Source organism: Mesorhizobium sp. M0139 (assembly GCF_040322455.1).
In the GTDB taxonomy this organism is placed as follows: domain Bacteria; phylum Pseudomonadota; class Alphaproteobacteria; order Rhizobiales; family Rhizobiaceae; genus Mesorhizobium.
In genome coordinates this window covers 299,909-325,871 of sequence record NZ_JAMYTN010000007.1, presented here as the reverse complement: position 1 = coordinate 325,871, position 25,963 = coordinate 299,909, and the positions used below count along the sequence as shown (strand labels likewise).

General features: G+C 62.4%; 27 protein-coding genes. 13 read left to right on the top strand and 14 right to left on the bottom strand.

The genetic code is table 11. The annotated features are described in order from the left end of the window. Positions 1-12: 12 nt before the first annotated feature. The gene (locus NKJ58_RS15025) at positions 13-756 is read right to left on the bottom strand and encodes a 2OG-Fe(II) oxygenase (protein WP_352853379.1); all 744 of its coding nucleotides are present in this window, start codon (positions 754-756) and stop codon (positions 13-15) included. Between the two features lie 65 nt (positions 757-821). Here NKJ58_RS15025 and NKJ58_RS15020 point away from each other — a divergent pair, with 65 nt between their 5' ends. After that, complete coding sequence (locus NKJ58_RS15020; RefSeq protein WP_050586866.1) at positions 822-1,280, top strand: hypothetical protein; 459 nt, start codon at positions 822-824, stop codon at positions 1,278-1,280. A 46-nt stretch (positions 1,281-1,326) separates the two neighbouring features. Here NKJ58_RS15020 and NKJ58_RS15015 read toward each other — a convergent pair whose 3' ends face one another. After that, positions 1,327-1,866: a carboxymuconolactone decarboxylase family protein gene (locus tag NKJ58_RS15015; RefSeq protein ID WP_023684792.1), complete on the bottom strand. Its 540-nt coding sequence runs from the start codon at positions 1,864-1,866 to the stop codon at positions 1,327-1,329. 44 nt (positions 1,867-1,910) lie between these two features. Beyond that, positions 1,911-2,333, bottom strand: coding sequence for an OsmC family protein (locus tag NKJ58_RS15010; protein WP_023752554.1), 423 nt, complete (start codon positions 2,331-2,333; stop codon positions 1,911-1,913). A 200-nt stretch (positions 2,334-2,533) separates the two neighbouring features. Here NKJ58_RS15010 and NKJ58_RS15005 point away from each other — a divergent pair, with 200 nt between their 5' ends. The 7 genes from NKJ58_RS15005 (at position 2,534) to NKJ58_RS14975 (ending at position 8,190) form a co-directional block, all read left to right on the top strand. Next, a complete protein-coding gene (locus NKJ58_RS15005; protein ID WP_023684791.1) occupies positions 2,534-3,265 on the top strand; it encodes a 3-keto-5-aminohexanoate cleavage protein in 732 nt (243 codons plus the stop codon). Between the two features lie 102 nt (positions 3,266-3,367). Continuing rightward, on the top strand, positions 3,368-3,877 hold the full coding sequence (locus NKJ58_RS15000) for an Lrp/AsnC family transcriptional regulator (RefSeq protein WP_023670324.1): 510 nt from the start codon (positions 3,368-3,370) through the stop codon (positions 3,875-3,877). After that, positions 3,874-5,037 (top strand): saccharopine dehydrogenase family protein, encoded by a 1,164-nt coding sequence (locus NKJ58_RS14995; RefSeq protein WP_023684790.1) that lies wholly within the window; start codon positions 3,874-3,876, stop codon positions 5,035-5,037. The genes NKJ58_RS15000 and NKJ58_RS14995 overlap by 4 nt, the downstream gene beginning before the upstream one ends. Positions 5,038-5,145: 108 nt before the next feature. Next, positions 5,146-5,934: an ABC transporter substrate-binding protein gene (locus tag NKJ58_RS14990; protein WP_023684789.1), complete on the top strand. Its 789-nt coding sequence runs from the start codon at positions 5,146-5,148 to the stop codon at positions 5,932-5,934. A gap of 108 nt (positions 5,935-6,042) precedes the next feature. Then, positions 6,043-6,720 carry an amino acid ABC transporter permease gene (locus NKJ58_RS14985; RefSeq protein ID WP_023684788.1) on the top strand — a complete coding sequence of 226 codons (678 nt, stop codon included), beginning with the start codon at positions 6,043-6,045 and terminating at the stop codon, positions 6,718-6,720. Beyond that, the gene (locus NKJ58_RS14980) at positions 6,717-7,391 is read left to right on the top strand and encodes an amino acid ABC transporter permease (RefSeq protein ID WP_023684787.1); all 675 of its coding nucleotides are present in this window, start codon (positions 6,717-6,719) and stop codon (positions 7,389-7,391) included. The genes NKJ58_RS14985 and NKJ58_RS14980 overlap by 4 nt, the downstream gene beginning before the upstream one ends. Positions 7,392-7,461: 70 nt before the next feature. Beyond that, on the top strand, positions 7,462-8,190 hold the full coding sequence (locus tag NKJ58_RS14975) for an amino acid ABC transporter ATP-binding protein (protein WP_023670319.1): 729 nt from the start codon (positions 7,462-7,464) through the stop codon (positions 8,188-8,190). Positions 8,191-8,384: 194 nt separating this feature from the next. Here the strand turns inward: NKJ58_RS14975 and NKJ58_RS14970 are convergent, their stop codons facing one another. The 9 genes from NKJ58_RS14970 to NKJ58_RS14930 all read right to left on the bottom strand — a co-directional run bounded on the left by NKJ58_RS14970 (position 8,385) and on the right by NKJ58_RS14930 (position 18,859). Next, the gene (locus NKJ58_RS14970) at positions 8,385-9,452 is read right to left on the bottom strand and encodes a cyclic nucleotide-gated potassium channel (protein ID WP_023684786.1); all 1,068 of its coding nucleotides are present in this window, start codon (positions 9,450-9,452) and stop codon (positions 8,385-8,387) included. Between the two features lie 144 nt (positions 9,453-9,596). Next, positions 9,597-10,667 carry an adenylate/guanylate cyclase domain-containing protein gene (locus tag NKJ58_RS14965; RefSeq protein ID WP_023684785.1) on the bottom strand — a complete coding sequence of 357 codons (1,071 nt, stop codon included), beginning with the start codon at positions 10,665-10,667 and terminating at the stop codon, positions 9,597-9,599. A gap of 3 nt (positions 10,668-10,670) precedes the next feature. Beyond that, complete coding sequence (locus tag NKJ58_RS14960) at positions 10,671-11,165, bottom strand: Rab family GTPase (RefSeq protein WP_023670316.1); 495 nt, start codon at positions 11,163-11,165, stop codon at positions 10,671-10,673. Positions 11,166-11,176: 11 nt separating this feature from the next. Beyond that, entirely contained in the window at positions 11,177-13,855 is a 2,679-nt protein-coding gene (locus NKJ58_RS14955; RefSeq protein ID WP_031204239.1) for an OmpA family protein, read from the bottom strand. A 7-nt stretch (positions 13,856-13,862) separates the two neighbouring features. Then, positions 13,863-14,528, bottom strand: coding sequence for a hypothetical protein (locus NKJ58_RS14950; RefSeq protein WP_023670314.1), 666 nt, complete (start codon positions 14,526-14,528; stop codon positions 13,863-13,865). Between the two features lie 195 nt (positions 14,529-14,723). Continuing rightward, the gene (locus tag NKJ58_RS14945) at positions 14,724-15,125 is read right to left on the bottom strand and encodes a GFA family protein (protein ID WP_023670313.1); all 402 of its coding nucleotides are present in this window, start codon (positions 15,123-15,125) and stop codon (positions 14,724-14,726) included. Between the two features lie 21 nt (positions 15,126-15,146). Next, entirely contained in the window at positions 15,147-16,205 is a 1,059-nt protein-coding gene (locus NKJ58_RS14940; protein WP_352518964.1) for a Gfo/Idh/MocA family protein, read from the bottom strand. A 103-nt stretch (positions 16,206-16,308) separates the two neighbouring features. Then, the gene (locus NKJ58_RS14935; protein WP_023684782.1) at positions 16,309-17,094 is read right to left on the bottom strand and encodes a ThuA domain-containing protein; all 786 of its coding nucleotides are present in this window, start codon (positions 17,092-17,094) and stop codon (positions 16,309-16,311) included. A 202-nt stretch (positions 17,095-17,296) separates the two neighbouring features. Next, positions 17,297-18,859: a DUF2778 domain-containing protein gene (locus tag NKJ58_RS14930; protein ID WP_084569989.1), complete on the bottom strand. Its 1,563-nt coding sequence runs from the start codon at positions 18,857-18,859 to the stop codon at positions 17,297-17,299. 482 nt (positions 18,860-19,341) lie between these two features. Here NKJ58_RS14930 and NKJ58_RS14925 point away from each other — a divergent pair, with 482 nt between their 5' ends. From NKJ58_RS14925 to NKJ58_RS14915, 3 genes are all read left to right on the top strand, one after another. Continuing rightward, a complete protein-coding gene (locus NKJ58_RS14925; RefSeq protein ID WP_245263134.1) occupies positions 19,342-19,893 on the top strand; it encodes a cytochrome c in 552 nt (183 codons plus the stop codon). Positions 19,894-20,022: 129 nt separating this feature from the next. Beyond that, positions 20,023-20,445: a hypothetical protein gene (locus NKJ58_RS14920; protein WP_023684778.1), complete on the top strand. Its 423-nt coding sequence runs from the start codon at positions 20,023-20,025 to the stop codon at positions 20,443-20,445. A gap of 237 nt (positions 20,446-20,682) precedes the next feature. Next, positions 20,683-20,844 (top strand): FCD domain-containing protein, encoded by a 162-nt coding sequence (locus tag NKJ58_RS14915; protein WP_023684777.1) that lies wholly within the window; start codon positions 20,683-20,685, stop codon positions 20,842-20,844. Positions 20,845-21,166: 322 nt separating this feature from the next. On the opposite strand, the gene NKJ58_RS14910 is transcribed toward NKJ58_RS14915, so the two are convergent. Together NKJ58_RS14910 and NKJ58_RS14905 are read right to left on the bottom strand one after the other, a co-directional pair. Further along, positions 21,167-22,099, bottom strand: a complete 933-nt coding sequence (locus NKJ58_RS14910) for a dimethylarginine dimethylaminohydrolase family protein (protein ID WP_023711883.1) — start codon at positions 22,097-22,099, stop codon at positions 21,167-21,169. 19 nt (positions 22,100-22,118) lie between these two features. After that, positions 22,119-23,720, bottom strand: a complete 1,602-nt coding sequence (locus NKJ58_RS14905; protein WP_031204236.1) for a zinc-binding metallopeptidase family protein — start codon at positions 23,718-23,720, stop codon at positions 22,119-22,121. Positions 23,721-23,803: 83 nt separating this feature from the next. On the opposite strand from NKJ58_RS14905, the gene NKJ58_RS14900 reads away from it, so the two are divergent. Both NKJ58_RS14900 and NKJ58_RS14895 read left to right on the top strand, forming a co-directional pair. Beyond that, positions 23,804-24,700 carry a LysR substrate-binding domain-containing protein gene (locus NKJ58_RS14900; RefSeq protein ID WP_023684774.1) on the top strand — a complete coding sequence of 299 codons (897 nt, stop codon included), beginning with the start codon at positions 23,804-23,806 and terminating at the stop codon, positions 24,698-24,700. Positions 24,701-24,803: 103 nt separating this feature from the next. After that, on the top strand, positions 24,804-25,895 hold the full coding sequence (locus NKJ58_RS14895) for an ABC transporter ATP-binding protein (RefSeq protein ID WP_352853374.1): 1,092 nt from the start codon (positions 24,804-24,806) through the stop codon (positions 25,893-25,895). Positions 25,896-25,963 lie beyond the last annotated feature (68 nt).

Here is a 25,963-nt window from a genome sequence, read left to right as displayed (position 1 = left end):
AAGCGGACGACGTTACTTCGCGTCGTGGAAGATGATCCCCACCGTATGCCGCCGTCCCGAGTGCAGGCGGCTGACGCCGTGCCGGAGATTGACGCGGTAGTGCCCTTTCGTACCTTGCACCGGGCGATTGTGGACAGCAAAGATCACTGCATCGCCCCGGGTCAGCGGCACCACTTCGGCACGGCTTTGCATGCGCGGGCGCTGTTCGGTCAGGACGAATTCGCCGCCGGTGAAATCCTCGCCGGGCTGCGACAACAGGATCGCCACCTGCAGGGGAAAAGCGAGATCGCCATAGAGGTCCTGATGGAGGCAGTTGAAGTCGCCGGGGCCATATTGCAGGAGAAGCGGCGTCGGCCGCGTTTGGCCGCCTTCGTGGCAAAGCTGGAGGAAGGCGGCGTGGTCATCGGGATAGCGCCGTGCCACGCCCATGCGTTCGTTCCAGTCGTTGGCGACGCCGGCGAGCCTGGGATAGAGCGCGGTGCGCAGGCCACCGACCAGATCCGGCAGCGGATAGCGGAAATAGCGGTACTCGCCCTTGCCGAAGCCATGGCGGGCCATCACCACATGGCTGCGGAAATGGTCCTCATGCGGATAGAGACCGGCGATCTCGGTGCACTCCTCGGGTGAAAGCAGCGCCGGCATGACGGTGCTGCCGTGGCTGTTCAGTTCGCCGATCAGAGCACTCCAGTCCTGCGCTGCGACGCGCGCTTCGGCCGAATGGGCTGCGCGTTTGGTGCTTATCGAATGGATGGTCATGGATGCCTCCTTTGCTTGCGGTCAAAGTGGGGCGAACGAGGCGCCTGGGCCACCCGATTCCTGCGATGAACATTGTCATCTGCTGCCGGCAGCGATTAACTGTGTACATGCATCTTTCGATCGAACCGCTAAATGGCGTCAAAGGGCTTCCTCTCGGATCGTCTAAGGCGACTGTCAGATCCTTCTTTTCAGGAGAGCTCAAGGTCTTCCGGCGGAGCCCAACCAGCGTTCCGGCCGACTATTGGCCGGACCTTGGAGTATTCGCCTATTACAAGGCCGATGGCGCACTCGAAGCGCTAGAATTCACCTCGCCTGCGATCTTGGAACTGGGTGGCGCGTCGCTGTTTCCGATTTCCATGGAGGTTGCGCTGAGGTTCTTAAGACAAACCGACCCCAATGTGAAGGTCGAGATCGATAGCGCGATTTCGAATGCTCTCGGCATCAGCATCTGGACAGCCATAGGAAAAGAAGCGGACTCCCAGGTGGAAACACTTTTGCTGTTTGGAGCCGGCTACTACGGCTGATCCTTCCGGGCGATATCCACTGCAGATCGACTGCGTATCGATCGCATCAGACCGGATCGGCACCCTTGCGGCGATACGCCTCCAACTCAGGGTCCAGATCGACCCTCACCGCGTTTGTGAACAGGCAGGTCGCCACCATGATGCCGGCGAAGGCGACGAGGTTGACCAGCAGCGTGTCGTCATAGCGAGCCTTCAGCGCTGCCCAGATGTCGTTCGGAATGACATTGGCATCGGCGGCGACTGCCTTGCCAAATTCGATCAGCAACGCCTCGTCGGAGGTTGGCTGGATTGCCTCGGGATCAAGGCCACCATCGATCAGCGCGCGGCGGAAGAAGGTAAGCGGTATCTCGGCGCGGCATCTCTCGGAGATCGCCAGCGACAACAGCCAGACAGCGCGGTCGTCGAGTGCGGGCTTGAGCAGATCGCGCAGGGTGAACCATTCGGCATAGATGCGGTGGGCCGCCGGTGAATGCAGCAGGATGCGCTTCATGTTGGTCATGCGTCCGCGCAGGCCAAGCTCCCTGTCGTGCTCGGCGCGGATGTCATGCGATGCCGAGGCGTAGTCGATCGGCGGGATCATGGCCATGGGACGGTCCTTGGTTGGTGGCAGCGAGGCATTCTGCGAAGCCCTCACGCAAGCGTCGTATGCAATTGCGGCGCGGCGCGCAGCGTGTTGGACACCGTGCAGATCGCTTCGGCGTCCTCGACGATCCGCTGCTTGGTCGCAGCGTCGAGATCGCCTGAGATGTCGAGCCTGATGTTGAGCCTTTCGACGCGCGACGGCTCGTCCTTGGCCTTCTCGCCGCTGACCTCGGCGCGCACCTCGCCAAGCGCGGCGGCAACCCCGAGGCGGGAGGCGGCGATGCGCGCGCTCAGCACCATGCAGGCGGCGAGCGAGGCGTAGAGCAGGTCGAGCGGATTGAAGCCCGGCGCGCTGACACCGGTGACGACATCGACTGCACCGCCGGTCGGAGTGGTGATGGAAGGCAAGCCGCCGGGCTGCAGCGTCGCCGTCGCGCCGGTGACACGGGTCCTGACCTTCAACTCAGCCATCGCAAATCCTTCTGGCCGGCAGTCCGGCAAAGGGGTAAGGATCGCCCGTGGCGTGTCCTGTCCCGCTATATGGTATGTCCTGGGCCGATACCGCAACCTCCGCAGAAGCGGCACCCTGTCAGCAATCTTCACCACGCCCGTTCCCTCTCCGCCCTGCCCTGCGGTAGGCTCGCGCGATCCGCAACAGGATCGCGAGAGCCATGATCGTCCAGGCCTGCATCAATGGCGCGCGCGCCGCCGATTTTCACCCCACCCTGCCGCTCGACCCCGACACCATGGCGCGCGACGGGGCGGCTTCGATTGCCGTGGGCGCAGCTGAGCTGCATGTCCATGCCCGCGGCGCGGACTGCCGCGAGAGCCTTGCGCCGGAAGCGATGGACCCGACGATCGCAGCGCTGCGCCGCGCCTGCCCCGGCACGCTGATCGGCGTCTCCACCGGCGCCTGGATCGAGAATGACGATACAAGCACGCTGGTCGCCATCGCCGGCTGGCGCGAATTGCCGGACTATGCCTCGGTCAATCTCAGCGAGGCGGCGGCTCCGATCGTCATGGAGAGCCTGCGCCAGCGCGGCATCGGCATCGAGGCGGGTCTGGCGTCGGTCGCCGACGCCGAGCGGCTGGTCGGCCTCGACCATGGCGGGCGCGTGCTGCGCGTGCTGATCGAGATTTCCGAGCAGACGCTAGACGAGGCTTTTGCGGTCGCCGGCGGCATCGAACAGGTCCTGGAGCGCGCCGGCATTCGCCGTGCCATCCTGCTGCATGGCGAGAACGCGACGGTGTGGCCGTTCGTGCGCCGTGCGGCGGATCGCAACTGGTCGACGCGCGTCGGGCTGGAGGATGGGAAGCATCTGCCGGATGGCACGGTTGCGGCCGGCAATGCCGCGCTGACTGCGGCAGCGGTGGCGATCTTCCAGTCCATTCGATCAGCGTAGCAACAAACTCACCTCTTGCTGTTATTATAAATATCTCGTAGGCTATTTTCATATCAGGAAGAAATTCCACCACATTTTTCTCCTTTATGAAAGCCTTGCCTTTTGCGTGAGCATCTCGATCAAACCGATCGACGGCTGGTAAAGCTGTTGTCGCAGGATGCCCAGCCCGGCATCAACCGGCTCGCCGAGACGATGGCGATCTCGGTGCCGACGGTGCGCTCAAGGCTGCGCAATCTGCTCGACCGCAACCTCTTGAAGATCGTCGGGCTGCTCAATCTGACCGAACGCCCCGAGCTGATCTCGGCCATTGTCGGCATCAACGCTCAGGGACGTGGCCGCGCCCGGGAACTGGCGCAGCGCATTGCCGAACTGCCTTTCGTCAACTCGGCCTCGGTGGTTACCGGGCGCTTCGACATCATCGTCGACGTGACCGTCGCCGGCGATGTCGCCGACCTCTACCGCATCACCAGCGAGCTGATTCCGGGCGCCGGCATTCCCGGGGAAGTCGTGCGCAGCGAAACCTTCGTCGTCATGGCTTCATGCAACAAATGGGTCAGCCTTCCCGAAGGCTGCTGGTCGGAAGAAACACCGTCACGCAAGGAGCCGGCATGAGAATAGCTGTTCTCGGCGGCCTCGGCCTGCAGGGACGGGCGGCGATCGCCGATCTCGTCGCCAGCGCCGGCGTCGAGGAAGTCGTCTGCGTCGATACGTCGGCCGACGGCCCTGCCCGGCTTGCCGGGCTGACCGACCTTTCCCGCGTGCGTTTCGTCGTGCCCGAGGGCCCCATCGGCCCGGCACTTGCCACCGTGCTGGCGGATGTCGACGCCGCCATCGATCTGTTGCCACAGCCATTGATGCGCGAGGCGGTGCAGGCCGCGATCGCAACGCGCACGCCGCTGGTCACCACCAATTACGGCAAGGCGATTGCCGATCTGGCGGCGGAGGCTGAACAGGCCGGCGTTTCGATCATGACCGAATGCGGGCTCGATCCCGGCATCGACCTCGTGCTCTACGCGCGCGCCGCAAAGCAGTTCTCTACGATCTTCTCGATCGATTCCTATTGCGGCGGCATCCCCGAACCGAAGGCGATGGCGAAGCCGCTTTGCTACAAGGTAAGCTGGAATTTCGACATGGTTCTGGTCAGCCAGAACCGCGACAGCGTGATGATCGAGCATGGCAAGCGCGTCGAAGTGCCGGCCGGCCGACAGCACGACAATGCCTTCATCCACGAGATCGAGGTCGCGGGCCTCGGCCGGCTGGAAGCTTTCCCCAATGGCGACGCGCTGCACTATGTCGAGATGCTGGCAGCCGCCAAGGGATTGCAACGCTCGGGCCGCTATACGCTGCGCTGGCCGGGATGGTCGGCGTTCTGGGCGCCGCTGAAGGAACTCGGCTTCCTCTCCGAAGATAAGGTGCCCGGCACCGGCGCCAGCCCACGCGAATTTCTCGGCCGTCTGCTCGGCCCGCAACTGCAATATGGCGCCGACGAGAAGGACCTTTGCGTGATGCGCAATGTCTTTTCCGGTCTCGAAGGCGGCCGCGCCAAAACGGTGACGTCGGACCTGATCATCGAACGCGACCTGGCATCAGGCCTGTTCGGCATGAGCCTTGGCGTCGGCTATCCCGCCAGCATCGTGGCGCAGATGCTGGCGCGGCGCGAGATCGCCACACCAGGGCTTTTGAACCCGCTGCTGCATGTGCCAGACGGGCCGTTCTTCGACAAGCTGGCCAGGCGTGGCATCAAGGTTGCCGAGACGGTGGCCTGGGACTGAGGATTTTCGAACGGTGGCTGCCGCCGGCAAACGGTGCCGCCGCTCAAAAAACACCCAAAAGGGTGGAATAACAAAGTGGAACAACAACGATAACAGGAGGAATGCCAAATGAAGATTGCCAAGCTTTTCATCGCCGGACTTGCGCTTGCGGGCCTGACCGCTGCTGCCAGTGCCGGAACGCTCGACGAGATCACCAAGCGCGGCGAACTGCGCGTCGCGGTACAGACGCAAGGACCTCCCTTCTCGCTGGTCGGCGCGGCCGGCGAGCGCACCGGCAGTTCGGTCGAACTCGCCGAACTGATGGCCAAGGAAATGGGCGTCAAGATCACCTTCCTCGACTATGATTGGGACGGGCTGATCCCGGCGCTGCTTTCGGGCAAGGCCGACCTGCTCGTCGCCGACATGACGCCGACGCTGGCGCGCGGCATGAAGGTCGCCTTCACCACACCTTACATGTATACCGGCAGCACCGTCTTCACCAAGGCCGACAGCAAGTTCAAGACAACCGAGGACTGCAAGGCCAAGGGCACCAAGATCGCCGTGCTGTTGGGCGCCACCGGCGAAAAGGAAGCCAAGAACGCCTTCCCGGATGCCGACATCAAGAGCTACAAGGGCGGCGGCCCGCTGCTGCTCGACGCGGTCAACAACGGCCAGGCCGATTGCGGCGTCAACGACGTCTCGGCGGTCAAGGGTCAGTCGACAGCCTATCCCGCCGGCACCTTCACCATCATGCCGGACCTGTTGTCGAAGGAGCCGCTTGCCTTCGCCACCCGCTACGACGAGCCGGACCTGTTGATCTGGATGAACCTGTTCCTCAACCAGGTCAGCATCGACGGACGCCTGCAGAAGAACCTCGACTACTGGGTCAATTCCGACGCCTGGAAGAAGGATCACTAAGCAGAGGTAAGCAGGGAGTAGTGAGTAGGAAGTAGTGAATGGTGAATGGCCATTCCGCACGCCCTTCACTACTCACTACTCACTACTGCCCATTCACCATTCACCGCCATGCTCGAAAATTTCAGCTTCCGCACCATCGTCGAATATCTGCCGCTGTTCGGGCAGGGCCTGATCACGACCGTTTGGCTGTCGGCGCTGTCCTTTGCCGGCGCGCTGGCGGTCGGCATCGTGCTCGCCGCCATGAACCTGCAGCGCGGCCAGCTGTTTCGCGTGCTGGCCAAGGGCTATATCGATGCCGTGCGCGCCACGCCGTTGCTGGCGCAGCTCTACTTCCTCTATTTCGGCCTGCCGCGTCTCGGCTTCGTCCTGCCCGAGCTGGTCGTCGGCATCATCGCTCTGTCGCTGAACAGCGGCGCCTATGTCGCGGAAATCATCCGCGCCGGCATCCTGTCGATCCCGCGCGGCCAGGTCGAGGCCGGCGTCGCTTCGGGCATGACCTATGTCCAGCGCATGCGCCTGGTCATCCTGCCGCAGGCGTTCAAGGTGACGATCCCGCCGCTGCTCGGCCAGGCGATCGTGCTGGTCAAGGATTCCGCGCTGTTGTCGCTGATCTCGGTTTCCGAACTGACGCGCGCCGGCCAGTTGCTGGCGTCCGACCGCTTCATGCCGGCCGAAGGTTTCATCACCATCGCCGCTTTCTATCTGCTGCTCTATTACGGCCTCAAAGGACTGGCGGGGCTGTCCAGTCGCTGGCTCGGTCTGCAGCCGGCAAGGAGCAGCACATGATCTGGCAACAGCTGCAAAGCCTGGCCGGCAGCTACCCCCTCGCCTTGCGCGGCCTCGGGATGACCGTGATGCTGTCGGCGATCAGCCTGGTGCTGGGCACGCTGCTTGGTTTCGGCCTCGGCATATTGCGCACGGGCGGCAACCGGCTGATCTCGAGCGTGATCGGCGCCTGGGTCGACCTGATCCGCGGCACGCCGTTCCTGGTGCAGATCTTCCTGATCTTCTTCATCCTGCCGGAATTCGGCATCGAGCTCGATGCCTTCACGGCCGGCATCATCGCGCTCACCAACCTCGCCGCGTGCTTCATCTGCGAGATCGTCGCCGCCGGCATCCGCTCGGTGCCGACCGGCCAGGTTGAGGCAGCTCTGGCGTCTGGCCTGTCGCGCTGGCAACGCATGCGCCAGGTGGTGCTGCCGCAGGCGATGCGCATCGTGCTGCCGCCGCTGGTCGGGCAATATGTACTCTTGATCAAGGATTCCTCCGTCGTCTCGGCGATCGGGCTGACCGACCTCACCCGCGTCGGCTGGCTTGTGGTGCAGCGTGTGCCCAACGGCCTGCTGGTCTTCTTCCTGGTCGGCGTCGGCTATTTCGTCGTCTGCTATCCGCTGATCATGCTCGCCCGCCGGCTGGAGCGCCGCATGGGCGCGGCGCATGGCGAGGTGCAGCTGTGACATCGAACCCAAAGGGCTGACCGCCATGACCAATCCAAGCCCGACCAAGACAAACCTGACCAAAACGGGCATGATCGACTTTCGCGGCGTCAACAAATGGTTCGGCTCGCTCAATGTGCTGAAGGACATCACGCTCAGCGTCGAGCCGCGCGAAGTGGTCGTCGTCTGCGGCCCGAGCGGCTCGGGCAAGTCGACGCTGATCCGCTGCATCAATGGCCTGGAGGCGATCAAGGACGGGGATCTCGTCGTCGACGGCCAGCGCCTCGGCGACCCCGCCACCAACATGACGCAGCTGCGCACTGAGATCGGCTTCGTCTTCCAGTCGTTCAACCTCTACCCGCACAAGACGGCGCTGGAAAACGTCACGCTGGCGCCGATCCATGTGCGCAAGATCCCCCGCGCCGAGGCCGAGCAGGCCGGGCGCGACTTGCTGGCCAAGGTCGGCCTCGCCGACAAGGTCAACGCCTACCCGTCACAGCTGTCCGGCGGCCAGCAGCAGCGTGTGGCCATCGCGCGCTGCCTCGGCATGCGCCCCAAGATCATGCTGTTTGACGAACCGACCTCGGCGCTCGATCCCGAGATGATTTCCGAAGTGCTCGACGTCATGGTCGCGGTGGCCGAGGAAGGCATGACCATGATGGTGGTAACGCACGAAATGGGCTTTGCCCGCAAGGTGGCGCAGCGCGTGGTGTTCATGGACGCCGGCGCCATCGTCGAAAGCGGCACGCCGGAGGCGTTTTTCTCCGACCCGAAGACCGACCGCAGCCGGGCTTTTCTAAGCAAGATTCTAAGGCATTAGAGTTTAGCCCAAGCCGAAAGGCCGCGGGGCAGGAACTGTCGACGCACAGCGCCAAACAACGAGCCGCCGGTAGAGTGGATCGGCTACGTTTACGTCTCCGGCTACGCCTCTGGAACTTCCACGTGCCGTCCAGAAGCTCCGCGCGGATGGAGCCGCACCATCCAGTTCCAGCCGGGCCACCATCGGCTGTACGGTCAAGCCACCGGCGCCGCGCCGCGCCGCTCGAGCGCGGTCCTGCGGATGATTTCCGCGATTTCCGGGCTGCTGCTGCACAGCATCTGGAAATCCGCCGCGTGCAGCGACAGGAGTGAGACAGAAGTTGCGGCAGTGACGGTCGCCATACGCGGTTCGCCGCTGATCAGCGCCATCTCGCCGAAGAAGGCGCCAGGGCCAAGCTCCACCGGGTTCGGCGTCGCGACGCTGACGCGGCCCTCCACGACGAAGAACATCCGATCGCCGGTCTCGCCGCTGCGGCAGATCACGGCGCCCGCCGGCACCGTGCGAGGCCTTAACGCGCGCACGATCTCGACCAGCGTGGCCGGGCCAAGCTTCTGAAACAACGGAACGCCGGCAATCAATTGCCAATTGCGGACGAAATCCTCGCGACGGACTTCTTGATAAAAGCCGGAGGCAAGAATGCCGGCCCAGAGCCCGAAGATGCCGATGCCACACATCATGACAGCCCCGGCAAGGACGCGGCCGGCGAAGCTTTGCGGAATGTCGTCGCCATAGCCGGTAGTGGACAGCGTGACCACCGCCCACCACATTGTCTCGGGGATGCTGCCGAACTTTTCCGGTTGGACGTCGCGCTCGATGACATAGGCCGCGAGTGCGACACCGAACAGAACCAGGCCGAAGACCGTGGTGACGCCGACCAGGTTGCGCGCTTCGTTGGCCAGAACCCTGCCAAGCAGCGGGAAGAAGGTCGAGTCGCGCAGCGGCTTCAGCAGCCAGACAGCACAGTAGAGGCTCCGGTCGGGCGTGCCGTCGAGCAGAAATGCGGCGACTGGAACCAAAACCGCGAGCACATCGATCGCGATTGCCGGCGTCCTGTCCCTGAGGTCTCCCGCCCAGCGCTTGAGCAGGGTCTCGGCCATCTGCAGAAGATAGGCGGCCCAAATGACAGCGAGCACAGCAGCCAGAGCCAGTCTGCTTCGTCCGGACATGTTCGGCATCGTGAGCGCAGCCACCGCCAGAAGCCCAGGCGCAGCGAGCACCGCATTTAGCGGTGCGTAGATTCTCAGAAAAGGCAGTACCGACATTCTATCCCACCAGCGGCCACTGTGCTCCAGAATAGAGGCCTTCCGGGCAAGCGCAAAGGGTGCTTTGCGATCGCAAGATCACGTCACGCCAATGGCTTTCGGGCGCCGCTATCGGCTCTCCACGGTCGCACCGCAGGCGACGGATCAGCTCGGGAGCCGCCACATTCGCACGCGACCCGCACCGCGCAATTCCGTTTCATCGAGTGGGTCGCAAGCAAATTTCGGTCCAAGCAGTTGGTAAGTTGCATCGGAAATACGGATTTCATCGGGCTCCGCGGACGTTTGAATACGTGAGGCGAGATTAACGGTCTCACCCCACAGGTCATAGGCGAACCGCCTCTTGCCTATGACACCGGCGACGATCGGTCCTGAGTGAATTCCAATTCTCAGCCTTATCGGTTCTCCTGCGAAGCGTTCCCGCCTTACCGCCTTGCGCAGCTCAACTGCATAGCGCGCGAGGGCTTTTGCATGATCGGATCGCGCGGTGGGCAAGCCAGAGACCACCATCACACAATCGCCGATTGTCTTGATTTTTTCGCAGCCGTATCGTTCCGAGAGCCGGTCCGCCGCCCTGAAGAAGTAATTCAAGATAGCGAGCGTCGTCACGGCTCCGACGCTTCGCGCTCTTTCGGTAAAGCCGACGATGTCGGCAAAAAGCACACTCACCTCCGCGTGGTTGTCGGCAATTTTCTTTTGCGCTTTCAACCGCTCCGCGATGGATGCCGGAAGAATGTTGAGGAGCAGGGTTTCGGCGCGCTGGTATTCACGCGCCAATCCCTCCTGGCTCTTTCTCAGTGCCTCGTTCGTCGATTGCAATTTTTCGTTGAGTTGACGCTCCCTCTCTTGCAGGAGCGTCATTTCATAGGCCTTCTGTTGAAGCCGCTGCCTGTTGTCTCGTTCGGCAGTGGCGTCCAGAAAAAGCAGCCACACGCACGCATTGTCAGCAAAAAAATGAAGGTCGGCGACACGCCCGCCGGGCAGTTCGATCATGTCCATGCGAAACGGAAGCTCCGGGCAAGGCAGCAAACCTTCCATGAATTCAAGCTGCCCCGCAACAGGCTTGCCGATGCGAAGCGATGACAGCCCGTAATGTTCAACATTACCGCCCTTGGCAGCTATGCAAAGCTCAGCGTCGATTTTCAGATAAGCGACAGCGTGCCCGTCGAAGAAGAAATTGAAAAACCAATTTCTGACTTCTTTTGGCAATTCATGCATGGTCTATTTGGTGACCATCAAGGCAAGTTGACGAAAGGCGTCATCGACCTGCTCGCCCGAAAGCGCACTTGTTAGATAGATTTGCCATCCACGTTGCCTCAACTCGTTGATCTCACCATCCGATATCGCCCACCGATCGGCCAGATCGGACTTGTTGAACAGCAATACGAACGGCATGGCGCCGAATTCGGCCTCGACCCGTTCGCGCAGCGTGAGTGCCACGGCAAGAGTAGCAGCGCGGGTTCCATCGACGACTAGCACGAGCCCGGTTGCACCTCGAACATAGCTGACGCGGAATGAGCCGATATCGTCCTCGCCGGCCAAATCCCACAAAATCAGATCCACGGTTTTGTCCGGGAGCGCGACGCTTTTCTTGTCGATTTTCACTCCGACGGTGGTCAAGTAGGTTTCTGAGAAGATGCTCTGCACAAACCTGCGGACCAGACTCGTCTTTCCGACGGCGAAGCCGCCCAGCATGCAGATCTTTTTTTGCAACATGTTGGGCTCCGCTAGTCCAGGTTTACCGTAATCGAAACCCGGCGATTGGTGGAGCTACCGGTTAGACTGTTTTCAGGTACAGCCGGCTCAAAAGTGCCCGCGCCCCGAACCAGCAGCAGTTCGGGAGCAACGCCGCGCTTGTTGAGAAGCGCACGAACTGTCTCGGCGCGGGCGGCGCTGATCGACGCGTTGGCCGTCTCACGGCCCGTGGTGTCCGAATGCCCGGTCAACATGAACCTCGCCGTTACGCCGGAATTGCGGGCACTCTGGGCGAATTCCTTTATTTGATCCGCCAACCTGTCGAGAACCGGCGTCTGCTCCGGTCCCGGCACAACCTTGCCGGAAGAGAAGAAAATATCGGTCGTCTGGATCGCCTGCCTCAAATGATTAAGTTCTGCGAGGTTCAGCTCACGCAGCTGCGAGACATCCAGAACCACTCCGTCCGCCGAAAGTTGTTCAGCGGCGGCCCGCGCGCGGTTGATCCAGCCGGCAGGAGCCTCACCCACGGCCACGATGCGACCCTGGATGATCGAGAGCTGAACGGTTTTCGGCGGGGACAGCGCCGCCGTCAGCCGCTTCACCACAAACTTCGGATCAAGGCTCTGATAGAATTGCCACTGTGCATGAACGCGGGCAGGATCAACGTCCGTTCCAGACAGCAGGGCTTGCGGGTCGGCGGCAAGCGGGTCTCTCAAGCCGGAAATGTAGAAATGTCCGCCCCTCGCGCTTTGTTGGGCGACGATGATTCCCGATTGGGCCTCAAGTCGCGACACATAATACTGCCAGTGCTCCGCCGCGCGTGCTTCGGGGCTCACGTCACGAACCTTGGAGATGTCGAATTCGGGTCCGCCTGCCGAAAGCTGCCGGGCCGCCGCGCGCGCGCGATCGATCCAGGTGTCGGGAGCCTCACCCTCGGCAACGATGCGATCATCGACGATCGAAAGTCGTACTGTATCCGGCGGATACAGTGACGCCGTCAGCCGCTTCAGCACGAACTCCGGCTCAAGGCTCTGATAGAACTGCCACTGCGCATGAACCCGGGCAGGATCGACCTCTGTTCCCGACAACAGCGACTGCGGGTCGGCGCCAAGCGGGTCTCGCAGGCCGGCAATATAGAATTGGCCGTCGCTTATCTTTTGGTCTGCAACGATGATGCCCGGCTGGGTCTCCAGTCGCGACACATAGGCGTGCCAGCGCTCCGCCTCGCGCACTTGGGGGCTTACGTCACGAACCCCCGAGATATCGAAGACCGGCCCGCCTGCCGAAAGCTGCTGGGCCGCCGCGCGCGCCCGGCTGATCCAGGTGTCGGGAGCCTCACCCTCGGCGACGATGCGGCCATCGACAATCGAAAGTCGCACTGAATCCGGCGGAGCCAGCGACGCCGTCAGCCGCTTCAGCACGAACTCCGGCTCAAGGCTCTGATAAAATTGCCATTGCGGATGAACCCCGGCCGGATCGACTCCCGTGCCTGACAACAGCGACTGCGGGTCGACGGCAAGCGGGTCCCTCAGGCCGGCAATATAGAACTGGCCATCGCGTACCTGCTGTTCGGCAACGATGATGCCCGGCTGGGCCTCCACTCGCGACACGTAAGCCTGCCAGCGCGACACATAAGCCTGCCAGCGCTGCGCTGATTGCCAGGAAAGAAAGTACCAACCGCCTGCCAGACTCAAGAGCAACAGGGCAACGGCCGCCACCAGCCACGGAAATCCGTCGTTTGATTCCTCTTGCTTGAGCTCGACGCAGGTCTGCAACTGCGCCTCTACGGAGGCCAGCTGCGAACCGTCGCCGTCGAACTGCTCTAAAGCCTCTGAGGATTGCTCATGGATGCGAAGCAACACATCGCGAACGATTTCATGCAATTCCTCCGGCGGATTTCCCCGGATCACCGAAACCAGTGTCGCAAACGGTCCAACTTCCGACCAGAGACGAAGCTCGCCGAAACGGATTGTGTCCAGGCCGCTCTGCTCTTTCTCGTTAAATGAGTCTTTTACAAAATCCTGAATCGCACTGAGCATCGAAGAAATGAGCTGAGGATCTTCGCTCGTCGCATTGTCGGCAGTTACATGCGCTATCAAAAGGCCGGAATTCCGATGAATGAGAAAGGCATGTTCCACACGGTAGACAAGGGAATGCTTCAGAACAACTGCCGAGAAGCTTGCCCCTGTTCTCCAGGCTTCAAGTCTCCACTTGAGCCCGTGCCAGGTGAATATGTGCCTTAGAGTTTCATTCAGCGACTGAAAGGTCTGGTCGATCTTTTCCCCGATCGACTTGCGAATTGCCGGCAGAAACACCGGGTACAATATGTCCGTCAGCGTGCGCGGGCTCTTCTGGATCGACCGTTGCACAGCCCGTTCGACAGCTGGCGCAAGCGCCTCGCCGAGTTGCGCGTAAGGCGCTCGTCCGGCAGCACTGGGAAGAACGTCGCCCACGGCCGCCGCAAGCTGCTCGGGTTCGTCGAGCAGATGCGTAACGCGTGAAAGCTCCGAGATTTCGCGGCTGACCAGCAACTGCCGCAGCGTTTCCATGCGCGGATCGGCGGTGGGAACCGCCTCGAACTGCGCACGGTAGTCCGGATCAACGTTCCGGGCAATTTCGATCAAAAGACGAGCCAGAGCCTCGCGATCAATCTCTGTATCGTTCGAGGCTGTTCTTTGCGGAAGGTTGAATGGGTCGACGGTGGACGTCAAGGTCCCATCAACTCACTTTCCAGCTGCGGTCCGAGTTGCTCTTGCTCCCGACGGGATCCTGATTGAGACATTTTGCAACCTCGACAAACAGGCCAGCCAAAAGATTTCGGTCGGTCTTGACGTTGCTGAGGTCGGCAAACATCTTCTCGATCAGCATCTGAACGCCTTCATTCTTCTGCTTGATTTCCTCACGCAGCAAATGATCGTTTCGATTTATCCGGTCCGAAACGTCGCGCTCGAGCGCGCTCAACTGATCCGACAACGTGCGCACCTGCTTTTCAAGAGCCTGGTTTTGCTCGCGAAGATTCCGGTCGATCTCCTTGTCGGCATCGGCTCGTGAATCTTTTTCGCTCCGCAATTGCCCTGCAAGCGAATCGATCTGCTTCTTTGCATTCGACTCGTACATTTCGAGATTGCGCTTGGCCTCGGACTCGACATCCTTGAAGCGCTGCAACACCCGTTCTTCAAGCTTGGAAAAACGGCGGTCATAGTCCTGCATCTGGTTGCCGAACAGCAGGTCACGGATCTTGTCGACACCGACGGCGTCGCCGGCGGTTCCGTTTTCGCGGGCCTGAACTCCCATGAAGTTCAGCCCGTTTCCTTCTGTGTTACCTATCAGATTTACGTCCGCCTTCTTTTCTGAAGAAGCGGAATTCGAAGATTCCTTAGCCATCCATATACCCCCATTGAACACATGCCGTCAGGTAAGCATGTCAGCAATCGGGCCGCAAGCCGGATTCGTCTTGACTTATGCCTATTCATGGGGCAGCCGAGCGCGATGGCTAACGGCCCGGCAATGGCAATCAGGGGCGATGCCCTCTTGAAGGCGCGGAGCGTGCGGACGGTTCCGGGTATCCAAAAAGCGCCTTCAGTCGAACGTCGCCAGCGGCTCGGCGTTGATCTCGACCCACTCACAGCGACGGCTTTCGTGGTAAAAAGACTGGAAGGGCGGCGGGAACGACGGGTCGGCGAAGGCGCCGACGGGAATGGCGATCACACCGGGCTGCGTGTCGATGCGATAGTGGACGGCGGCGCCGCACTCCGGGCAGAAATTGTAGATGACGCGGCCGCCCTCGTCGCCGGTGCGCGTGAACTGCTTCGCCCGCCCCTCGATCGATACATCAGCTTGCGCAAACCGGACATTGTAGCTGAAGGCGCTGCCGGTGCGGCGCTTGCAGTCGAGGCAATGACAGACCGAGATGCGCACCGGCTCGCCCGAACAGACGGCTGAAAGCTGGCCGCAGAGACATTGCGCGCGGCGCGTGACCATTGTTTCTTCCTCCCCTTCACATCACTGCGTATCGGCGCTGGCCCTCAGTTCCGTCCGCTTCTGTTCCGAAACCATGGCCAGATCCAGCACCTTCTGCAGTTCGGCGGCATGGTGGAATGAAGGCTCGGCCTGCACGCCGCTGCGAACCGCATCGACGAAGCGCTGGTAATTGGTCGGCACCGTGCCGGCGTCGAGCACCTGCCATTTGGCGTTCTCGATATCCTCGCCGACACACGCCTTCAGTTCCGAACCCTCGAGATTGTGCACGACTTCGATGCCGCCCTTGTCGCCATAGATGCGCAGGCGCAATTCGTTGATGTGGCCGGTCGCCCAGCGGCTGGCGTGAACGACGCCAAAGGCGCCGTTGGAGAAATCCAGCGTCATGGCGAAGCTGTCATTGGCGTCGAGGTCGTATTCGCCGATACGGTTGCCTGGCGCCTTGTCGAAGGTGCGCAGCCGGCAAAACACGTGGTCGACGTCGAGTGCGGCGCCATAGCTGGCGAAATCGAGGATGTGGATGCCGACATCGCCGAGCACGCCGTTGGAGCCGTGGTCGCGCGACAGCCGCCACAGCCATTTCGGGTCGGTGCGCCAGTCGCCCCAGAATTTCGAGACCAGCCAGCTCTGTAGATAGGAGGACTCGACGTGGCGGACGGTGCCGATCTCGCCGGCCAGCACCATCTGCCGCGCCTTCTGCAAGGCAGCGACATTGCGATAGGTGAGATTGACCATGTTGACGATGCCGGCGGCCTCAGCCGCTTTGGCCATCTCGCTTGCCTTGCCGAAGTCTTCGGCCAGCGGCTTTTCGCACAGCACCGGCTTGCCGGCCGCGATCAGCGTCATGGTGGTCGGGTGGTGAATGCGGTCGGGCGTGACGTTGGCGACCGCATCGAACTCGCCCCACGCCAGCGCGTCTTCCAGCGATGTGAATCGCTTCGGTATCTTGAACCCGTCGGCAAATTCGCCAACGCGCTTTTCATCGACGTCGACAGCACCGACGATCTCGACGCCGTCGATACCGCCGAAGCGGCGGGCATGCTCCTGCGCCATCCAGCCGGTACCCAGTATCAAAAGCCGCATTCTCTGCACTCCGAGCGAATTGGTTCGATTCAATCATATGGCGCAGATACGGTCTAGGAAACCCATGCGGAAAACCGCTACGCCTTTTTTCCTGGATTTTGCTTTAGCGGAAGCCGGCCTCGCCCGAAGCGTGCAGCTTGCCGCCGCGCTCGACGATCGGCTCCAGCGCCTTCTCGACCGGCACGTTCGGCGCCTCAAGGATCGCCGACTTGGTGCCCTGCGGATTGTGCGCCCACTTCACCGCATTGCGCAGCACCTTGTGCACATTGGCGTCGTGATAGGTCGGATAGGTCTCGTGGCCCGGGCGGAAGTAGAAGACATTGCCGGCGCCGCGGCGATAGGTCAGCCCAGAACGGAACACCTCGCCGCCCTGGAACCAGGAGATGAAGACGGTCTCCAGCGGTTCGGGCACGGCGAACTGCTCGCCATACATTTCTTCATTCTCGAGCTCGAAATATTCGCCGACGCCTTCGGCGATCGGATGGCTGGGACTGGTCACCCAGAGTCGCTCGCGCTCGCCCGCCTCGCGCCATTTCAGCGTGCAGGGCGTGCCCATCAGCCGCTTGAAGATTTTCGAGAAATGGCCGGAATGGAGAACGATCAGCCCCATCCCCTCCCAAACGCGGCGGGCGACGCGCTCGACGATCTCGTCGGCCACCGCGCCATGATCCTTGTGGCCCCACCAGACCAGCACGTCGGTCTCGGCCAGACGGTCGGCCGGCAGGCCGTGCTCCGGCTGATCGAGCGTGGCGGTCGAGGCGGAGATCGCCTTGTCGGCATTCAGCGCCTTGGCGATGGTCGTGTGCATGCCCTCGGGATAGAGGGCTGCGACCACCTCATTGGTCCGCTCATGGATGTTCTCGCCCCAAACGACAGCGCGTATTGTCATGGATGTCCTCGTGGTGAAGCCGACCCGCAGGGGTCACTCATAGTCTGCCTGGGGGTGAAAAGGGAATAGGCAGTGGGGAATAGGCAATAGGGGCAGAAAAACAATCAACAGGCGATGGACGCTCCTGGGCCCTACTGCCTACTGCCTACTGCCTACTGCCTACTGCCTACTGCCTACTGCCTACTGCCTACTGCCTACTGCCTTACGCTCCCCGGCCTTCCTGAGCGACCCGCGTCAGCGGCTTGGTCAGGCGCGGCACGACGACGAGGCGCTTAATCTTGCCCTTCTTGTAGGCGGCAAGGAAGCGGGCGTAGTCCTTGAAGACGACGCAGCCATTGGATTCCGCACGGCCGCCGCGCAGCATGTAGGTGTGGGCGAGCAGGCCGTCGCGGCCGTATTTATTGCCGCCGCTGACCGGAGTGAGACGGAGCGCCTCGACGCCATGGAAGCGGGATTCGCGCAGTCGCAGATCATAGGTGTTGGGCGGCGTCGGGCCGACATTCTTCTTGTGCACGAAGCGCGGCTGGTCGACCATCGAACCCAGCCCCGAATGGGCCTCCAGCCGCGAGCCGTCCGGCATATAGACGGTCTTGGCCGAGATATCGTACACGGCGACGCCGCCGCCCATTCCGGGCGTGGCGAACAGATCCTTGAAGGCGCGACCGACACCGCCCGCCGGGACGTCCGGCTTGGCATAGGCCAGCATCTCGCCGGCCTGTGTCTTCGACCGTTTGCCAGGCTTGATCCGGCTTGATTGGATGCTCTGGCTGTCTGGCACGCCAGGCAGTGCGGCGACCTCCGAAGTACTGCGTGGCGAGCGCGGCGACGAATTGCCCGGCGACTGGGGTGCGGGGCTCTCGGGCGTCCTGTCGGTCTGTGGCTTGGCTGCCCTGGGCTTGCTGGCTTGCCGAGCCTCGGCAGGCTGAGCGGTTTCGGCGCGTGGACGCCAACCGGGCAACGCAATGTTGTCGGGCAGATCGTCCTGCGGCGGCAGCGAAGCGACCTGAACCTCGGCCTGCTCAGGATCCTGCCCTCCGGCGATTGCTTCAACGGCCGGCGGCGGGGCCAGCATGTCAGCGTCTTCCGGCAAGCTGTTGGCCAGCGCCAGCGCCAGGCGCGATGAGCGTTCGATCTCAGCCACTTCCGGCCCAAAGCGTTCCGAGGCCGGGCCATGCTGATCGGGCAGCCGGACTTCGGCGAAACGGGCAGCGACCGGAAGGCTGGCAAGCATGAAGGGCGCATTCGAGGCCTTGGCGAAGGCGGCAGCCAGCTTTTGCGGCGACAGCTCTGCCTTGGCCACCACGCCGTCGAAGCGCATGCCGCGCGAAGTGGCGAGAGCGACGCTGGTGTTTGGCGCAATGTTTGAGGCGACACTGCTCGGGGCCACAGCGTGCGCGGCCGGCTTCAGCCGCGCCATCTTGCCGTCATGCGCGAAGTTCGCGGCGGCATGCGCGCAGCCGGCGTCGCATTGGCTGAGCAGCGAGGCCTGTGATTTTTGCGCCGAAAGCCGAGGCGCCCACGAATTGGCGAGGCTGCGGCGCGAATCGGCAAGTGCTGCGTTCGGCAGAAGCAGACTGTGCGGAAGGCTGTTGGAGGCTGCGGTGAGCGAGGTACCGAGCGAATAGAGGCCGGCCATAGTTGCCACCGACCACAGCGCCAAGGCCGCGCCGACAACCGGCACCACCACCCAGCGCTGGCCGGATCTCTTCGAAGTCAAACCCCGTTCAGGAGTATCGCCCCGGTCTTTCAAACGCAAAAACGCCATACAACCACTCTCAATCGGCATGCAGGCTTGCGACCCTCGCATCCGTGACATCCACAGTTCGCTGGTGCCCCCTGCACCTTTCGCGTCTGTTGCCGATTGAATCAAAAGATGGACAAAGTTGGTTAACCAATCCCTCCATCAGCCACCGATTATGCGGCGCCTGATACGAAAAAAAGAGCACTCCATGGTCTGCGCCACGGTAGAATGCTCTCCCTCACCCCCGCCTTGCTGCCCGTTTTTGCGATCCAAGTCAAGGAAACGCTGCGTCAGCTTGCTGCAAGCCTGTGCTGATTGCCCGCTGATCGGCCTTCTCAATCAGTTGACCTTCCGGTGGCTGGAAGGTCTATCTGCTCAGAGACGGAGACCTCCGGCGACGGAAATTTACCGATGAGAACCGGCATCACGACCGAAGAATCCGACTGCAGGTCGAACCCCTGCTGCGGCTGGCTGAGCACGGATGAATGGGGCAAGGACATGGCGCCGTGAGATGGACTGTGAAAGCGGCGCTGCTGTGGCTGGTCTGTGCCCTTACGATGGGCGCCTCCGTCGGCAGCGGACCGATCGTCGCGGCCCGCCAGGCGTCGATGAAGGAGATGGCGGCGGCTGCGAAAACCATTGCCGGCATGTTCGACCGCAGGCAAGCCTATGACGCGGCAGCCTTCAAGGCGGCAGCGGACACGCTGCGCGCGCGCATCGGCCCTGCCCTGATTGCCGAATTTCCGAGCGGCTCGCTTGGACCGCCTTCGCAGGCCAGGCTGGAGATCGATCAGTCACGGGCGGAATTCGAGGCCCTGGCAAATCATATCGGAACGCTGGCCGACGCTCTGGCCGCCAAGGCCGAAAGCGCGCCGGCCGTCATCACCGATGACATGCGCATGGGCACCGGCCTGGCGATGGGCGGCGGCAGCCTGCTCGGCAAGCGCTCGATTCCAGAGGAAGCCGATCCGACCAAACTGCCGGCGGAGCATATCCTGCATCTCATCCTGCAGGATTGCTCGACCTGTCATTCGAAATTCCGGCAAAAGGTACAGTGAAGCGACATTATCCGGCGGAGCATTTCTTGCTGGCCTGCGCCACAGTCACTTTGCATACAAGTAAATTCGTTTGTGCTAATATATCGCCGGCCGTGCATATCCATGCATGACGAGCATCGGGAGGATGCAATGAAAACCATGAATCGCAGGTCTGCAATTGCCCTCGGTCTGACGACCGCCGCGGTAGCGCCTTTGTTCACCTTGGCGGCATCGGCAAAAATCAAGAAATACGGCCCGAAAGAGGGCAAGGAGATTGCGCCCGGTGTCAGGGTGGTGGAGGTCGGCACCGGCAATGCAGACATTCCCGCCTACAAGAGCATCGCAATTATCGACGTTGTGTTTCAGCCCGGAGCACATGCTCCTCAAACCGTGATGGACAACGACATGGTGTGCACCATTACCTCAGGTGCATTCACGATCAAGAAAGCGGACAAGGAATTCAAGCTCAAGACGGGTGATATGTACACCTGCTCCAAGGGCAAGACCGATGAAGCGACGAATACAAGCAAGGAGGTCGGCGTGCATCGCATCGCCGTATTGATACCCGCATAGCAGATGGAATTCCGGCCGGACCACGCCGTCGCGAGTCCGGCCGGCCAGACGAGGCGATCTCGTTCCGTCGTCAGCGCGGCCATCTCACGCCAGCCACTCCCTGATCGCCGAGCGGGCGGGAACGGCGCGCATGTGGTCTTCGCGCTATGGCTTTGTTTGGGCATGATCTTTTGGGGAAGCTGGCTTGGTTTTCAAATCATCGGCTAGGTCGAATGGCTGATCAACCAGCGCATCCACGTGGCCAATACGGAGATCGAAAACCGCACGAGTTTTGCCGGCCACCGAGCGGTGTTCGAGGCGATCGAGCGCCGCGACCCGGAAGCGGCCGGCCAAGCGATGCGGGCGCATCTGGAAAACGCCCGGCGCAAGTTCAATTCAGGTTCGGGCAGATTGGACTAGCCGGCAGACGCGGCAGCGCTCTGGCGCAAAGCAAAAAGCCCGCCGTTCATAGCCGGCGGCTCCCTTCAATCATACAGCGCGATCCGGTCGCCGATAACCAGGACGACCGAATTTCGGCCTTCAGCGGCTGGTTGCGCTCAGGGGGCGGGCTTCGATGGGTTTGAAGCGACCAGCGAACCCAGTTTGCCGGCTTTGGCCAGACTCGGCTTTTCGTAGGTTTTTTTCACAGAATCCCTCCTTAATAGCATCAATTCCGTCTGCTGGGCCCGTTTTGTCAAATCTGGCAGCAGTCCGTCACAGGTCCCGGCGGCAATTCGTGCCCTTACGCCGGCTCGCGCTTGAGCGCCTGCGCCATGCAGTGAATGCCGCCGCCGGTCTTGGAAATCTCGCTCATGTCGACGGCAGCAACCTCGAAGCCGCGCGCTTTGAGTTGGCCGATCAGCGACTGGCTCGACGTCGGCGCGATCACCCTGTCCTTGCCAAGCGACATGAAGTTGCAGCCGAGCGCCATCGTGTCCTGGAACGGCACGTCGATGATCTCGTGGCCCTTGCCCTTCAGCCAGTCGACGATGCCGGGCTCGGTGCAGGCGAGACACACCGCGGTGAGTTTTTCGGCGATCGGCACCACCATCAGGTCGATATGGACGTAATATTCGTCGATGAAGGCGAGGCGCGTTTCCCAGCCTTCCTTTTCGAACCAGTCCTGCACCTGGCGGGCGCCCTCTTCCTGCGTGCGGGCGCCGCCGCAGCCGATCAGCACCACGCCCTCCTCGATGACGTTGAAGTCGCCGCCTTCGAAGGTGCCAGCCGTGACCATGTCGTAGATCGGGATGCCGAGCTTTTCATAGGTGCGGATGGCGGCATAGTTCTCGCCGCGCCGCCACCAATTGGCCATGGCGGTGATGAAGGCGCCGTAGGGCGTCATGACGCTGGAGTCTCTGGAATAGACCTGCATCGGCAGTTCCGGCGTCGGCTCGTGCCAGTGGATGTTGACGCCGAAATGCTCATAGGCGGCGACGAGGTCCTTGTGCTGCGCCTGGGCGATCTGAACGTTGCAGGGCGCTTCGCGCAAATGCTTGCGCGAGAGCGAGCTGGTCGAGAGGTGGCGCAGGAAGTTTGGCGAGCCGAGCAACACGTCTGTCAGCACGTCGGTCTCGTTGGCAAAGCCCCATGATGTCAGCGGCTTGGTGCCGCCGGCGGGATTGCGGCGCTGCAGCGAGAACGGTTCGGCGATGATGCGATCATGGACGGTCATAAGGTTCTCCTCGATTTGACTATGCAGCTTGATTGGATTGGCTGCTCGGAATCCACCAATCGCGTCCGCGCGCGGTGGTGACATATTCCGGCCAGCGGAAATTGATCGGCGGGTCATAGTCGCAAAGCGGCGCGATCCAGTTGGAGCCACCAATGCCGCCGCCGGTGCGGGTGACGAATTCGTCCATGGCTGCATCACGCGCGGACTTGTCCTCGAGCAGGCGGAGGGCTGCAAGCGCAACCGTCTTGGCGGCGCAAATGACCATCGGGTCGATGGTGGCCGAGATACCGCCCAGCGCGTTCATCGCCCAGGATGGATAGGCATGGCCATTCGCCGAGCGCAGCGCCGGGCGGGCGACATAGAAGCGTGCGGTCGGCGTGTGCCACGACATGTCGGTGTAGTCGTCGGAGGTCGAGTTGATCTGCGACGGAGGCAAATCGCGGCGCAGGATTGCCTCGGCCTCTTGCGGCGCAACCAGCCGCTCCATCTCGTCGATGAAAGGGTTGTCGGTCGCGGTGCCGCCGGCATTGACCTGGACCTCGCGACCGATCGCTTTCGCCGCCTCGTCCCAGCTTGGAGCGCCAACGGTGGACAGCGCCTCATAGGCAATCCCCGCCATGGCGTGATTGGCGAGACCCGGCCTCGACTTCGACACCCAATGGCGCTCATAGCGACAACCGCTGATCGCCGCGGCCGCGGCCGCATTACGGTCGAGCACCGCGGTGACCTGCTCTGCCATGGCAATGGTCGGCACGCGGATCATGTACTGGATCTCGGCCAGCCCCGCCGGCAGATTGTCGGCGGTCGCCTGCCCGGCGGTGAGGATCGCCTCGCTGATCGACCAGCCGCCCTGGTGGGGTAGCATGGAATCGCGCAGCGCCTTGGAGGCCATGTACATCGTCATCAGTGCGTCGTTGGCGCCGGGCGCCCGCACCGCCGAATGCGCCTGCGGGATCGGCGCGCCATCGCTTGCGCGAACCCAGTTTTCGGGTTCGTCGCAGACAAAACGGTAGATCATCGCATAGGCGGCGCCGCAATGCGTGTCCCAGCGCGCCGTGTTGCAGAGCGGCAGCATATAGAAGGGGTGGAAGGAGATCATGCCGGCAAGGCCGTCATAGTAGCCCTTGGCCGCATGGATCGGCTTCGAGCCCCTGACCTTCTCGGCCGGCTCGCCGGTGAAGCGCAACGTCCCCTCGATGCCGTGGCGTTGCATTGCCGCCTTGGTGGCGAGAAGTCCGCCGAGGCCGGCAATGCCAAGCCCGGAATGCGGATCGGTGTGGCCGCCGGCCTCGCTGCCGAGGCGCGGCCGCGATCGCTTCACCGTTGCCGCGTCCTGGCAGTTGCCAGGCACGGCGTCGTATTCGCCGTACATGCCGATGGTCGGCCCCGGGCCATTCGTCCAGTGGGCGCAAAAGGCGGTCGGCATGCCGGCCGACCCTTCCTCGACCGAAAAGCCCTCATGCTTCAGCCGCGCGACATACCAGGCCGCCGACTGGTATTCGCGCCAGGCTGTTTCGCCGAAATCGAAAATGGTGCGCGTCCACGCCGACAGCGACGGCTGGATGCTATCGAGACAGGCAAGCGCGGTGGCTTGCGCCGAGGTCGTCACCGGTTTCTCCATGCGGCCCAAGAAAGCAGTGAAGCGGCATTGCAAAAAGTGATATGTTTTTCCGGTTCATGCAAATTCGGTTCACCTGAGGCCTCTTGCGAATACCTTCCACACAGGCGCTGCGCGCCCTCGACAGTTTTGCCCGTCACGGCAGTGTCTGGCGCGCAGCCGATGAACTGCACTTGACCCGCAGCGCCGTCAGCCATCAGTTGCGGCTGCTCGAACGCGACCTCGGCTTCGACCTGCTGGAGCGCATCGGCAAGGGCGTGGCGCTGACACCGCGCGGCCAGCGCTATGCCGCCGATGTGAGAAAGGCGCTGACGGTGCTCGGCGATGCGGTGACGCGCCAGGCCGGCACGGGCGTCGGCGGTTCGTTCGCCGTTTCCTGCACGCCGGGCTTCGCCTCTCTGTTCCTGTGCACGCACATCGGCGAGTTCCGGCAGATGTATCCGGACGTGGCGCTGTCGATCCTGACGCCGCGGCGGCTGGACGATGTCAGCAATCCGGACGCCGATGCCTTCATTGCCTTTGGCGTCGGCAACTGGCCGAACCGCTCGGTGGAGTTGCTGTGCGAAATCTCGTTCACGCCACTTTGCAGCCCGACACTGCTCAACAAGGTCGGCGGCTTTTCAAAACCGGCCGACGTGCTGCGCGCCAATCTCCTGCATCTCGGCGACACCGAGGACTGGGCGCGCTGGCTGGCGCTGTCCAAGGTGGAAAACCCCGACACCGAAGGCGGCATCTTCTTCTCGGACATGAACCTCGTTTTTTCCGCGGCGATCGCCGGCCAGGGCATCGCCATGGGCGACGAGCTGACCAGCCGCCGGGCGCTGAGCGAAGGCCGTCTGGTGCGCCCCTTCGACATCGCGATCCCCTCGCCGCGCTCGTATTTCCTGGTGTCGGAACATGCCAAGGCCAGCCACCCGGTGCTGGAAGCATTCAATGGGTGGTTGAGGTCGAAGCTGTCGGAGAACCGGATCAGCCCGTACTAGCCTCCCATCCGTGAATCAAATTTGCCGATCAGGCGAAAACTATTCGGTTGCGGTGAGCCGGCGCACTGCCCTACGCTCAAGCCACGATCAAGGAAGAGGCAGGATGCAGCAACCCGGCCGGGCCGCAGAGATCAAGGCAATCGGGATCGGCAAGAGCTTCGGCTCGTTCCAGGCGCTGGACGATCTGACGCTCAATATCGGCCGCGGCGAGTTTTTGACGCTGCTCGGCCCCTCGGGTTCCGGCAAGACCACCTTCCTGATGATTCTGGCCGGCTTCGTGCAGCCCACCGTCGGCAGGCTTTTCAGCGACGGCGTCGATATCACCGAACGGCCGGCCGAGCAGCGTGCCGCCGGCATGGTGTTCCAAGGTTATGCGCTGTTTCCGCATATGTCGGTCGAAGCCAACATCGCTTTCCCGCTCAAGGTACGCAAGAAATCGGCTGCCGAGATCAAGCGCCGCGTTGCCGAGATGATCGAGCGCGTCGGCCTCAAGGGCCATGAGACGAAACTGCCGGCGCAGCTTTCCGGCGGCCAGCAGCAGCGCGTGGCGTTGGCCCGCGCTTTGGTGTTCGAACCCGGCGTGCTGCTCCTCGACGAGCCGTTCTCAGCGCTCGACAAGAGCCTGCGCGGCCAGATGCAGGCCGAGATGAAGCGGCTGCATCAGGAGACCGGCACCACCTTCGTCTTCGTTACCCACGACCAGAGCGAGGCGCTGGCGCTGTCGTCGCGCGTCGCCATCTTCAACCATGGCAAATTGCTGCAGGTCGGTGCACCGGACGAGGTGTATGACCGGCCGGCCAATCGTTTCGTCGCTGAGTTCCTGGGCGAGATCAACATGCTGCCGCTCAAGGGCGTGAAGCGCGCCGACAATGGCGCGACCGCGCTCTGCGAAGACCGCGCGATCACGCTGCGCGGCAATGCCGAGGCGGTGAACGGCAACGCCATATTGGCGATCCGGCCCGAACATATGTCGATCGCGCGCGAAGCCGCCACCGGCGACAATGGCATCGCCGCCACCGCCATCGGCTCGACTTATCTGGGTGCGGCGACCAAGCTCGATCTGACGACGCGCCAGGGCGCCAAGGTGACCGTCTCGGTGCCGAACGAGGTCGCGGCGGCGGCGCTGAGCAAAGGCAATTCCGTCTGGCTGACCTGGCCGGCGGAAAAGGGTTTCCTCCTTCCGGACGGAGGATGACGACGAGAACGGCGAAGTCTTCCAGCAAAGAATCTGGAGCGCGCCATAACCACCGGAACCAACAACGA

Bases quoted from the DNA above. Each gene is read 5' to 3' on its own strand.
- NKJ58_RS15025 (WP_352853379.1), bottom strand. From the start codon at position 756: ATGACCATCCATTCGATAAGCACCAAACGCGCAGCCCATTCGGCCGAA.
- NKJ58_RS15020 (WP_050586866.1), top strand. From the start codon at position 822: ATGAACATTGTCATCTGCTGCCGGCAGCGATTAACTGTGTACATGCAT.
- NKJ58_RS15015 (WP_023684792.1), bottom strand. From the start codon at position 1,866: ATGGCCATGATCCCGCCGATCGACTACGCCTCGGCATCGCATGACATC.
- NKJ58_RS15010 (WP_023752554.1), bottom strand. From the start codon at position 2,333: ATGGCTGAGTTGAAGGTCAGGACCCGTGTCACCGGCGCGACGGCGACG.
- NKJ58_RS15005 (WP_023684791.1), top strand. From the start codon at position 2,534: ATGATCGTCCAGGCCTGCATCAATGGCGCGCGCGCCGCCGATTTTCAC.
- NKJ58_RS14995 (WP_023684790.1), top strand. From the start codon at position 3,874: ATGAGAATAGCTGTTCTCGGCGGCCTCGGCCTGCAGGGACGGGCGGCG.
- NKJ58_RS14990 (WP_023684789.1), top strand. From the start codon at position 5,146: ATGAAGATTGCCAAGCTTTTCATCGCCGGACTTGCGCTTGCGGGCCTG.
- NKJ58_RS14985 (WP_023684788.1), top strand. From the start codon at position 6,043: ATGCTCGAAAATTTCAGCTTCCGCACCATCGTCGAATATCTGCCGCTG.
- NKJ58_RS14980 (WP_023684787.1), top strand. From the start codon at position 6,717: ATGATCTGGCAACAGCTGCAAAGCCTGGCCGGCAGCTACCCCCTCGCC.
- NKJ58_RS14975 (WP_023670319.1), top strand. From the start codon at position 7,462: ATGATCGACTTTCGCGGCGTCAACAAATGGTTCGGCTCGCTCAATGTG.
- NKJ58_RS14970 (WP_023684786.1), bottom strand. From the start codon at position 9,452: ATGTCGGTACTGCCTTTTCTGAGAATCTACGCACCGCTAAATGCGGTG.
- NKJ58_RS14965 (WP_023684785.1), bottom strand. From the start codon at position 10,667: ATGCATGAATTGCCAAAAGAAGTCAGAAATTGGTTTTTCAATTTCTTC.
- NKJ58_RS14960 (WP_023670316.1), bottom strand. From the start codon at position 11,165: ATGTTGCAAAAAAAGATCTGCATGCTGGGCGGCTTCGCCGTCGGAAAG.
- NKJ58_RS14950 (WP_023670314.1), bottom strand. From the start codon at position 14,528: ATGGCTAAGGAATCTTCGAATTCCGCTTCTTCAGAAAAGAAGGCGGAC.
- NKJ58_RS14945 (WP_023670313.1), bottom strand. From the start codon at position 15,125: ATGGTCACGCGCCGCGCGCAATGTCTCTGCGGCCAGCTTTCAGCCGTC.
- NKJ58_RS14940 (WP_352518964.1), bottom strand. From the start codon at position 16,205: ATGCGGCTTTTGATACTGGGTACCGGCTGGATGGCGCAGGAGCATGCC.
- NKJ58_RS14935 (WP_023684782.1), bottom strand. From the start codon at position 17,094: ATGACAATACGCGCTGTCGTTTGGGGCGAGAACATCCATGAGCGGACC.
- NKJ58_RS14930 (WP_084569989.1), bottom strand. From the start codon at position 18,859: ATGGCGTTTTTGCGTTTGAAAGACCGGGGCGATACTCCTGAACGGGGT.
- NKJ58_RS14920 (WP_023684778.1), top strand. From the start codon at position 20,023: ATGAAAACCATGAATCGCAGGTCTGCAATTGCCCTCGGTCTGACGACC.
- NKJ58_RS14910 (WP_023711883.1), bottom strand. From the start codon at position 22,099: ATGACCGTCCATGATCGCATCATCGCCGAACCGTTCTCGCTGCAGCGC.
- NKJ58_RS14905 (WP_031204236.1), bottom strand. From the start codon at position 23,720: ATGGAGAAACCGGTGACGACCTCGGCGCAAGCCACCGCGCTTGCCTGT.
- NKJ58_RS14895 (WP_352853374.1), top strand. From the start codon at position 24,804: ATGCAGCAACCCGGCCGGGCCGCAGAGATCAAGGCAATCGGGATCGGC.